This window comes from Streptomyces sp. NPDC006510 (assembly GCF_040611955.1).
Classification (GTDB): domain Bacteria; phylum Actinomycetota; class Actinomycetes; order Streptomycetales; family Streptomycetaceae; genus Streptomyces.
Genome location: NZ_JBEXPH010000259.1, coordinates 1 through 9,655, shown reverse-complemented (window position 1 = coordinate 9,655; position 9,655 = coordinate 1). Strand labels below are relative to the sequence as shown.

Sequence of the window (9,655 nt, the reverse complement as noted above, 5' to 3'; positions counted from 1 at the left end):
GGACGGCCGCTCCGGCCGCGGCGCCGAGGGCGGCGGCCGGGCCCGCGTACAGATCGACGGTACGGCCCGCGTGGTTGGTGCGCCGCAGGCCCGGGCGCGGTCGGGCCCGCAGCGCCCGGTACACACCCCCCACGACGGCGGCGGCGACTGCACCGGACTTCACGGCGCCGCTGAACGCTGCTCCCATGCGCGCCGGAGTACGCAGCGGCCCGCCGGGACCGTCCGGCGGGCCGCCTCGGCGATGCGGGCCCGCGCCCGCTACCCGTCCGCGTGCGCCGCGGCCAGCAGCTCCTCCGCGTGGGCCCGTGCCGTCTCGGAGTCCTCCTGGCCCGCGAGCATCCGGGACAGCTCGCGCACCCGGTCCTCGCCCTCCAGGACCGTGACCCCGCTGCTGGTCACCGACCCGTCGACGGTCTTCTCGACCAGCAGCTGCCGGTCCGCGAAGGCCGCCACCTGCGGCAGGTGCGTGACGACGACGACCTGGGCGGACCTGGCGAGCTTCGCGAGCCGCCGCCCGACCTCGACCGCGGCCTTGCCGCCGACGCCCGCGTCGACCTCGTCGAAGAGATACGTGGGTACGGGGTCGGCGCCCGCGAAGACCACCTCGACGGCGAGCATCACCCGGGACAGCTCACCGCCCGACGCCCCCTTGGCGATCGGCCGCGGCTGGGCACCGGGGTGCGGGGCCAGCAGCAGCTCGACCTCGTCGGCGCCGGACGGCCCGTAGACCACGCTCCGCCCGTCGATCTCGATGCCGGACGCCTCGTCGGCCGCCTCGGTCTGCCGGATGTCGAAGGAGACCCGGGCGTGCGGCATGGCCAGCGAGGCCAGCTCCGCGGTCACCGCTTCGGCGAAGAGCGCGGCCGCCCGGTTGCGCGCGTCGGTCAACGCCTGCCCGAGGCCGGAGAGTTCGGCCCGCAGCGCGTCGCGTTCGGCGGTCAGCTCGCCGATCCGGTCGTCGTCGCCCTCCAACTCGGTGAGCCGGGCGGCGCCCTCCTGGGCCCAGGCGAGCACGGCGCCGATGTCCTCGCCGTACTTCCGGGTGAGCGCGGTGAGCGCGGCGCGGCGCTCCTCCACCGCGGCCAGCCGCCGCGGATCCGCGTCCAACTGATCGGCGTACCCGGCCAGTTCGCCCGCCACGTCGGAGAGCAGGATCGAGATCTCGCCGATCCGGTCGGCGAGCGCAGCCAGTGCCGGATCGTGGGCGCGCACCGCGTCCAGGGACCGTCCGGCGGCCGCGACCACGGTCGTCGCGTCGACGCCCTCCGGGTCCTCCGGATTGCCCGCGAGCGCGGTGTGCGCGAGGGCCGCGGCGGAGGCGAGCGCCTCCGCGTGACCGAGCCGCTCGGCCTCGGCGGCGAGGTCCACGTCCTCACCGGCCAGTGGTTCGACCGCGGCGATCTCGCCCAGCCCGAAGCGCAGCAGATCGGCTTCCTGGGCGCGTTCCCGGGCCCGCGTCGTCAGCTCGTCGAGCTCCGTGACAACCGCCCGCAGCCGCCGGTAGGCCGCCGCGTACTCGGCGTGCGGCACGGCGACGCCGTCGCCCGCGTACCGGTCGAGCGCCTGCCGCTGCCGGGCGGGCTTCAGCAGCCCCTGCTGGTCGGTCTGGCCGTGCACGGCGACGAGTTCGTCGGCGAGTTCGGCGAGCACCCCGACCGGCACGGACCGGCCGCCGAGATGCGCCCGGGAGCGCCCCTCGGCGGAGACGGTACGGCTGATCAGCAGCGCGCCGTCCTCGATCTCGGCCCCGGCCTCCTCGGCCCGCAGGGCGACCGTGTCGCCGTCGGACACCGTGATCCGACCCTCCACAACGGCGGCCTTGGCCCCGATCCGTACCAGGGCGGGGTCGGCACGCCCGCCGAGCAGCAGCCCCAGGCTGGTGACGACCATGGTCTTGCCCGCGCCGGTCTCACCCGTCACCGCGGTGAAACCGGGTGACAGCTCCACCACCGCGTCGTCGATGACCCCGAGCGACCGTATCCGCATCTCCTCCAACACGGACACGACCTTACGAGGTCCGGGCGCCGATGTGCGACGGACCCCGCCTCCCGGGGCTCACTCTCCCGTGTGTTCACGATCCATTCGCAACACCTCCGGGGGAGTGTCCGCGGGTCAGTGCGGTGCGCCCCGCCACCCCGAGACCGGCAGGGCGAATTTGGCCACCAGCCGGTCCGTGAACGAGGCGTGGTGCAGCCGTGCCAGCCGTACGGGCACCGCGCCGCGCCGCACCTCGACCCGTGCGCCCGCGGGCAGTTCCACGGTCCTGCGCCCGTCGCACCACAGCACCCCGTGCGGGGTGTGCTGCTGGACCTCGACGGCGAGCACCGACGTCGGGGAGGTCACCAGCGGCTTGGCGAACAGCGCGTGGGCGCTGATCGGCACCATCAGCAGCGCCTCGACCTCGGGCCAGACGACGGGACCGCCCGCCGAGAAGGCGTAGGCGGTCGATCCGGTCGGGGTGGCGCAGACGATCCCGTCGCAGCCGAACCCGGTCACCGGGCGGCCGTCGATCTCCAGGACGACCTCCAGCATCCGCTCGGGCGACACCTTCTGCACGGCCGCTTCGTTGAGCGCCCAGTCGGTGTGGACGATGTCCCCGTTGCTGTGCACCAGGACGTCGAGGGTCATGCGTTCCTCGACCTGGTAGGCCCGGGTGACGACCCGGTCGACGACCTTGTCCAGGTCGTCCCGCTCGGCCTCGGCGAGGAAGCCGACCCGGCCGAGGTTGACGCCCAGCATCGGCACCCCGGAGGCGCGGGAGAATTCCGCGCCGCGCAGCAGCGTCCCGTCCCCCCCGAGCACGATCAGCAGTTCACAGCCGTCCACCGCCTTGGGCGTGGTGTCCGTGACCGTCTCGACGGACGGCGGCAGCGGCAGATCGGCTGCCTCGGTGGCCAGCACCCGTACGCCGAGGCCGCTGCGCAGCAAACCCTGTACGACCAGTTCGGCACTGCGGATCGCGGCCGGGCGGCCGGTGTGTGCCAGAAGAAAGACAGTTCGTACCGCATTCGTCGTCAACGAGGCCCCTCCGCCACTGCACGGTCGACATCTGCGGGATCCAGCTCAGGTGCTCCTGCCCGCAGCCAGAGAAAGTACTCGACGTTTCCCGAGGGCCCCGGCAGCGGGCTCGCCGTCACCCCCCGCACCCCGAGCCCCAGCGCCCAGGCCCGGCGTGCCACCTCCCGTACCGCTTCGGCCCGCAGCTCGGGGCTACGCACCACTCCGCCGCTGCCCAGCCGTTCCTTGCCGACCTCGAACTGCGGCTTGACCATGAGGACCAGGTCCGCGTCGGGGGCGGCGCAGCGCGCCAGGGCGGGCAGGACGAGACCCAGCGGGATGAACGACAGATCGCCGACCACCAGGTCCACCGGCTGCCCGTCGATCGCCTCCAGCGTCAACTCCCGTACGTTGGTGCGGTCCTTGACCGTGACGCGCCCATCGGACTGGAGCGACCAGGCGAGCTGCCCGTAGCCGACGTCGACAGCGACGACATGGCCGGCGCCGGCTCGCAGGAGTACGTCGGTGAAGCCACCGGTCGACGCCCCGGCGTCCAGCGCCCGCCGCCCCTCGACCTTCAGTCCGAGGGGCACGAAGGCGGCGAGGGCGCCCGCGAGCTTGTGCCCGCCGCGCGAGACGTACTCGGGGTCGCTGTCGTCCTTGATCACGACGACGGCGGCGCTGGTCTCGACCTGGGTGGCGGGTTTGGTCGCGGTGTTCCCGCCGACGGTCACCCGCCCCGCGGCGATCAGCTGGCTCGCATGCTCGCGCGAGCGGGCGAGCTTACGGCGTACCAGCTCGGCGTCGAGGCGGCGACGTGCCACTCCTGCCACGTTCGGTTCAGCTCCTGTTGTCGTACGAGGGCATCGGTGCGGGTACCGGTGCGGGTGTGGGCGCGGCGTCCAGCCCGGTCAGCGTTTCGCGCAGGCCACGGTGTACATCCTCGTACACCTCGATGTGCCCGTCCGCCGGGAGGTGGTCCGCATCGGCGAGACGCTCCAGCTCCTCGTCCACCGCGGCGCTGCCCGTGGGGGTGCGTGCGACGTTGAGGGGCGCGGGCGCGGCAGGATCCGGCGGGGCCGCGGCGGCCTGGGCCGCGTCTTCGCCGGACGGGTCCTGCGCGGCGCTCCCGGGCGCTGTTCCGGCCGCCGTCCCCGGTTCCGGCATCGAGTCGCTCATGCGGGAAACGCTACCGCGAAGGGCTGCGGTACCGTCGATCACAATGGTGACCATGGCGGAGTGCCGCAGCGCACTCGACAGACTTTCCGACAACCTCGCGGGGGCCGACGGCGACGTGCGCAGCGCGGCTGCCCTCGATCGCTCGCTGAGCTGCCACATCAAGGACCTCGACATCACCTTCACCGGCCGGCTGGCCGATGGCCGGATCCAGGTCCTGGACACGGCCGACGGCCCGCCCCGCGAGAAGGCCGAGATCCGGCTCGCGATGACCGGCGACGACCTGGTGGCCATGGTGGACGGTGAGCTGAACTTCGCCAAGGCGTGGGGTTCGGGCCGGGTCCGCCTGGAGGCCGGCTTCCGCGATCTGCTGAGGCTCAGGTCGCTGCTGTAGACGGGCCGGGGCGGCCTTCCGCCGTCCGCCGGGGCGTCAGCCCCCGGCCGGCGCCCCGGCGGACGTCTTGCCGCGCACGCCCGCCCCGTCGCCGCGCGGCTTGCGCGCGGCCGGAACCACGAGCGGGGTCCCGGTCTCCGGGTCGTCGATGACCTGGCAGCGCAGCCCGAAGACCCGCTCCACCAGCTCCGCGGTGACGACCTCGCCCGGTGCCCCCTCGGCGATCACCTCGCCCTCCCGCATCGCGATGAGGTGGGTGGCGTACCGCGCGGCGTGATTCAGGTCGTGCAGGACGGCCACCAGGGTGCGCCCCTGTGCCTCGTGCAGCTCCGCGCAGAGGTCGAGGACATCGATCTGGTGCTGGATGTCGAGATACGTCGTCGGCTCGTCGAGCAGCAGCAGCGGCGTCTGCTGCGCGAGTGCCATGGCGATCCAGACACGCTGTCGCTGCCCGCCGGACAATTCGTCGACATAGCGATCGGCGAGCGCGCCGACTCCGGTCGCCGCCATCGATTCCTCGACAATCCGTTCGTCGTCCGGCGACCACTGGCGCAGCAGCCCCTGGTGCGGGTACCGGCCGCGCCCGACGAGGTCGGCGACGGTGATGCCGTCCGGCGCGATGGAGGACTGCGGCAGCAGCCCCAGCGTCCTGGCGACCTTCTTCGCCGGCATCCCGTGGATCGCCTGCCCGTCCAGGAGCACCCGCCCGCTGTCCGGCCTCAGCATCCGCGAGAGCGCGCGCAACAGGGTGGATTTGCCGCAGGCGTTGGGGCCCACGATCACCGTGAACGAGTTGTCGGGTATCTCGACCGAGAGATTCTCCGCGATGACCCGCCGGTCGTAGCCGAGGGTCACCGAGTCCGCGGTGAGGCGCTGCATGGTCGTACTCCCGGAATCGGAGGCGATCGGGTGCGGGGCGACGACACACCGATCAGGGCAAAGTTAGGTTAGCCTACCCTCCTTTGCGCCGGTGTCGCCGGGAGCCTTCCCGCTACAGCCCCAGCCTGGCGACCGCCTTGCCCGCGTCCAGCCCGCACGAACCGTCTCCGGCGTACGACCACGCCGCCCCGCAGAGCGCCCGCAGCCCGTCGAGCACGTCCCCGTCCCCCTCCAGCACCAGCTCGTCCCCGCGCACCGACGCCGTCCAGCCCCCGCACACGAAGCCGTCGCCGCTCTCCGTCACCTCGGGCTGCCCGGTCAGCAGCCCCCGCAGGTCCGCGTCCACATATGTCGGCCGGTGCTGCGGCGCGGCGGCCACCAACTGCGCCGCGTCCGTCACCCCGGTGAGCACCAGCAGGGAGTCCACGCCGCCGTTGAACGCGCCCTCGATGTCCGTGTCCAGCCGGTCGCCGACCACCAACGGGCGCTCGGCCCCGGTCCGCAGCACCGTCTCCCGGTGCATCGGCGGCAGCGGCTTTCCGGCTACCTGCGGCTCGGCCCCGGTGGCGATCCGTACGACCTCCACCGCCGCGCCGTTCCCCGGTGCGATTCCCCGGGCACTCGGGATCGTCAGATCCGTGTTGGACGCGAACCACGGCACCCCGCGCGCGATCGCGTACGCGGCCTCGGCGAACCGCCCCCAGGCCATGTCGGGGCCGCCGTACCCCTGCGCCACCGCGGCCGGCTCGTCGTCCGCCGAGTCCACCGGCACCAGCCCGCGTTCCCGCAGCGCCACCCGCAGCCCCTCGCCGCCCACCACCAGCACCCGGGCCCCGGCAGGCAACTGGTCTGCCATCAGCCGGGCCACCGCCTGCGCCGAGGTGATCACATCGGCGGGCTCCGCCGGAACGCCGAGCTCGGTCAGGTGCCCGGCCACCGCGGCCGGCGTCCGCAGGGCGTTGTTGGTCACGTACGCCAGGTGCATCCCGCCGTCCCGCGCCGCCCCCAGCGAGTCCACGGCGTGGACGATCGCGTGACCGCCCGCGTACACCACCCCGTCGAGATCGAGCAGCGCCGTGTCGTACGCCTCGTTCAACACGGTGCTGCTGCCGCTGGGCCTGGTCCTGCTCGCCTGACTCATTCTTTGCGCTCCTCGTTGCCTGCTTCTGTCCCGATCATCGCGCATCGCGGCCGCGCGCATACGATGCAGAAATGAACACATCAGGTCCGGCCGGCCAGGGACTGCGTCTGATCCCGTTCCGTGGACTGCGGTACGTCCCCGAGCGGGTCGGCAGTCTTGCCGCGGTGACCTCACCGCCGTACGACGTCGTGGTGCGGCCCGACGGGCTGCACCACCTGGAGTCGGCGGATCCGCACAACATCGTCCGGCTGATCCTGCCGCAGGCGGACACGGCCGCGGCCCGCCACGAGCAGGCGGCACAGACCCTGAACCGCTGGCTGGCCGAGGGGGTCCTGGCCCCGGACAGCGAGCCCGCCCTGTACGTCTACGAGCAGCGCAACGCCGAGATCCTGCAACGCGGCGTCGTCGGGGCACTGGCACTGTCCGCCCCCGCCGACGGCATCGTCCTGCCGCACGAGGACGTGATGGCCCATATCGTCGAGGACCGGGCCGACCTGATGCGCGCCACTGCCGCCCACCTCGAACCGCTGTTGCTCACCTACCGCAGCGACGACGGCGGCTCGGGCGCGACCGCCGTCATCGAGCGGACCACGGACCGGCCACCGCTGCTGGACACCACCACCGAGGACGGCTACCACCACCGGCTCTGGGCGGTCACCGACCCGGCCGACCGCGCCGAGATCGAGACGGATCTCGCCCACCACCAGGCCCTGATCGCCGACGGGCACCACCGCTGGGCCACGTACCTCCGCCTCCAGCAGGAGCACACCGCTCCGGGCCCCTGGGACTTCGGCCTGGTCCTCCTCGTCGACACGGCCCGCTACCCGCTCCGGGTCCGCGCGATACACCGGCTGCTGCACCGTCTCCCGGTCGCCGACGCACTCGCCGCGCTCAACGGCCTCTTCCGCATCCGCGACCTGGACGGACCGCTCCCCCAGGCCCTGGACGCACTCGCCGAGGCGGCCGCCGAAGGCAACGCGTTCCTGCTCGCGGGCGACGGCGGCTTCCATCTCGTCGACCGCCCCGACCCCGGTCTGCTGTCCCGCACGATTCCCGCCGACCGCCCGACCGCCTGGCGGACCCTCGACGCGACGGTCCTGCACGCGGCCCTGCTCGACCATGTCTGGCAGATCCCCGACGCCCCGGAGCACATCGCGTACATCCACGACACCGCAGCCGCCGTGGAACAGGCCGAGCGCCACAACGCGACGGCGGTCCTGATGCATCCGGTACGCGAGGAAGTCGTCCGGGACCTCGCCCGACAGGGCGTCACCATGCCCCGCAAGTCGACCTCCTTCGGCCCCAAGCCGGCCACCGGCCTGGTCCTGCGGAGCCTCGACCTCGACTGACCCGACAGCAACAAAAAGGGCGGCACCCCTCCCGGGATGCCGCCCTCTCTCATGCCTTACGCCTCGGGCGTACGGTCCTTGTCCTCGTCCTTGCCGTTCTCGTCCTTCGCGGTGACAGCCGGCTCCGGAGCCACGTCGTCGCCGTCCTCGTCGCCGTCCTCGTCGCCGTCCTCGTCGAGTGCGTCGACGAACTCGACACCGTCCAGCTCTGCGAGCCGGTCGGACGCGTCGGTGGAGCCGTCCTTGTCGGCCTCCAGCGCCTTTCCGAACCACTCGCGCGCCTCGTCCTCACGCCCGGCCGCCAGCAGCGCGTCGGCGTACGCGTAGCGCAGCCGGGCCGTCCACGGGTGAACGGCGTTCGACGCGAGCTCGGAGCTCTGCAGCGTGACGATGGCCGCATCGAGCTGGCCCATGTCCCTACGAGCCCCGGCAGCCACCAGACGCATCTCGACCTGCCCGGCCTTGTCGAGCTTCTGCACCTCGGGCTCACCGGCCATGGCCATCGCCCGCTCGGGCCTCCCGAGTCCGCGCTCGCAGTCGGCCATGACGGGCCACAGCTCCACGGACCCGGTCATCCGCTTGGCAGCCCGGAACTCCGCCAGCGCCTCCGAGTACTTCTGCGTGGCGTACGCGGCAAATCCGGCCGCCTCACGCACCGCAGCGACCCGCGAGGCCAGCCGGAGCGCGATCCGCGAATACGCGTACGCCTGTTCCGGGTCCTCGTCGATCAGCCGGGCCACCATGACGAGGTTGCGCGAGACGTCCTCGGCCAGGGTCTTCGGCAGGCTCATCAGCTCCTGTCGCACGTCCTTGTCGATCTCGTCGCCGGTGACGTCCTCGGGAATCGGAAGCCGCTTGATGGGCTCGCGGTCCCGGTCGTCCCGCCGCTCGTACCCGCCACGGTCGTCGCGCCCACGGTAGCCACCCCGGCCCCCACGGTCATCCCGCTGCCCGCGGTATCCCCCGCCGCGGCTGTCGTCACGACGGAAGCCACCACCGGAACCGCCACCACGGCTGTCGTCACGACGGAAGCCACCACCGCGGCTGTCGTCATCACGACGGGGCCCACGCGGCCGGTCATCCCGACGCTCGAACCCACCCGAAGGACGCCCACCACGCTCATCATCACGACGCGGCCCACGATCCCGGTCGCGGTCGTCCCGACGGAACCCGCCACCACGACTGTCGTCGCGCCGGAAGCCACCACCGGAACCGCCACCACGACTGTCATCCCGACGGAAGCCGCCACCGGAGCCACCGCCACGGTTGTCGTCGCGGCGCGGTCCCCGGTCACGGTCGCGATCATCGCGGCGGAAGCCACCGCCACCGCTTCCGCCAGTGGGCCGACTGTCGTCACGACGGAAGCCACCGCGGTCGTTGCCCCGACGCGGCCCACGGTCACGGTCGTCGCGGCGGCCGCTGAAGCCGCCTCGGTCACCACCGTCCCGGCGACGCGGCTCGCGCTCCGAACGATCGTCGGGAGAGTTGGTGGACATCTGCATGACTCCTGTCATCGGGTACTACAAGACATTCTGGCGCAGCCGGACATCCGACGCGCATCGGCAAAAACAAAAGGACCCTTGGTCCCAGCGTGAACGCTGGGACCAAGGGTCCTTGAAAGATTGTTCGGCGGCGTCCTACTCTCCCACAGGGTCCCCCCTGCAGTACCATCGGCGCTGAAAGGCTTAGCTTCCGGGTTCGGAATGTAACCGGGCGTTT

Annotated in this window: 10 protein-coding genes, 1 rRNA gene and 1 pseudogene; 2 read left to right on the top strand and 10 right to left on the bottom strand. The window is 72.6% G+C overall.

The genetic code is table 11. The features are described from left to right. The 5 genes and pseudogenes from ABZY11_RS39830 to ABZY11_RS39810 all read right to left on the bottom strand — a co-directional run. Positions 1–187: pseudogene (locus ABZY11_RS39830) on the bottom strand (hypothetical protein); the annotation flags it as partial. 71 nt (positions 188–258) lie between these two features. After that, on the bottom strand, positions 259–2,004 hold the full coding sequence (gene recN, locus ABZY11_RS39825) for a DNA repair protein RecN (RefSeq protein WP_356483854.1): 1,746 nt from the start codon (positions 2,002–2,004) through the stop codon (positions 259–261). 108 nt (positions 2,005–2,112) lie between these two features. Beyond that, positions 2,113–3,018: an NAD kinase gene (locus tag ABZY11_RS39820; protein WP_356483853.1), complete on the bottom strand. Its 906-nt coding sequence runs from the start codon at positions 3,016–3,018 to the stop codon at positions 2,113–2,115. Further along, a complete protein-coding gene (locus ABZY11_RS39815) occupies positions 3,015–3,830 on the bottom strand; it encodes a TlyA family RNA methyltransferase (protein ID WP_356483852.1) in 816 nt (271 codons plus the stop codon). The genes ABZY11_RS39820 and ABZY11_RS39815 overlap by 4 nt, the downstream gene beginning before the upstream one ends. Before the next feature lie 7 nt (positions 3,831–3,837). After that, complete coding sequence (locus ABZY11_RS39810; protein ID WP_356483851.1) at positions 3,838–4,176, bottom strand: hypothetical protein; 339 nt, start codon at positions 4,174–4,176, stop codon at positions 3,838–3,840. A 43-nt stretch (positions 4,177–4,219) separates the two neighbouring features. On the opposite strand from ABZY11_RS39810, the gene ABZY11_RS39805 reads away from it, so the two are divergent. Beyond that, complete coding sequence (locus tag ABZY11_RS39805; protein WP_356483850.1) at positions 4,220–4,567, top strand: SCP2 sterol-binding domain-containing protein; 348 nt, start codon at positions 4,220–4,222, stop codon at positions 4,565–4,567. Between the two features lie 36 nt (positions 4,568–4,603). Here the strand turns inward: ABZY11_RS39805 and ABZY11_RS39800 are convergent, their stop codons facing one another. Both ABZY11_RS39800 and ABZY11_RS39795 read right to left on the bottom strand, forming a co-directional pair. Beyond that, the gene (locus tag ABZY11_RS39800; protein ID WP_356483849.1) at positions 4,604–5,446 is read right to left on the bottom strand and encodes an ABC transporter ATP-binding protein; all 843 of its coding nucleotides are present in this window, start codon (positions 5,444–5,446) and stop codon (positions 4,604–4,606) included. A 112-nt stretch (positions 5,447–5,558) separates the two neighbouring features. Continuing rightward, positions 5,559–6,587: an HAD hydrolase-like protein gene (locus ABZY11_RS39795; protein WP_356483848.1), complete on the bottom strand. Its 1,029-nt coding sequence runs from the start codon at positions 6,585–6,587 to the stop codon at positions 5,559–5,561. A gap of 71 nt (positions 6,588–6,658) precedes the next feature. Here ABZY11_RS39795 and ABZY11_RS39790 point away from each other — a divergent pair, with 71 nt between their 5' ends. Further along, positions 6,659–7,936: a DUF1015 domain-containing protein gene (locus ABZY11_RS39790; RefSeq protein WP_356483847.1), complete on the top strand. Its 1,278-nt coding sequence runs from the start codon at positions 6,659–6,661 to the stop codon at positions 7,934–7,936. A gap of 56 nt (positions 7,937–7,992) precedes the next feature. Here ABZY11_RS39790 and ABZY11_RS39785 read toward each other — a convergent pair whose 3' ends face one another. The 3 genes from ABZY11_RS39785 to rrf form a co-directional block, all read right to left on the bottom strand. Beyond that, positions 7,993–8,742, bottom strand: coding sequence for a tetratricopeptide repeat protein (locus ABZY11_RS39785; RefSeq protein WP_356483846.1), 750 nt, complete (start codon positions 8,740–8,742; stop codon positions 7,993–7,995). Continuing rightward, a complete protein-coding gene (locus ABZY11_RS39780) occupies positions 8,727–9,377 on the bottom strand; it encodes a hypothetical protein (RefSeq protein ID WP_356483845.1) in 651 nt (216 codons plus the stop codon). Before ABZY11_RS39780 ends, ABZY11_RS39785 begins: the two co-directional genes overlap by 16 nt. A 183-nt stretch (positions 9,378–9,560) precedes the next feature. Beyond that, positions 9,561–9,655: ribosomal RNA gene (rrf, locus tag ABZY11_RS39775) — 5S ribosomal RNA — on the bottom strand; the annotation flags it as partial.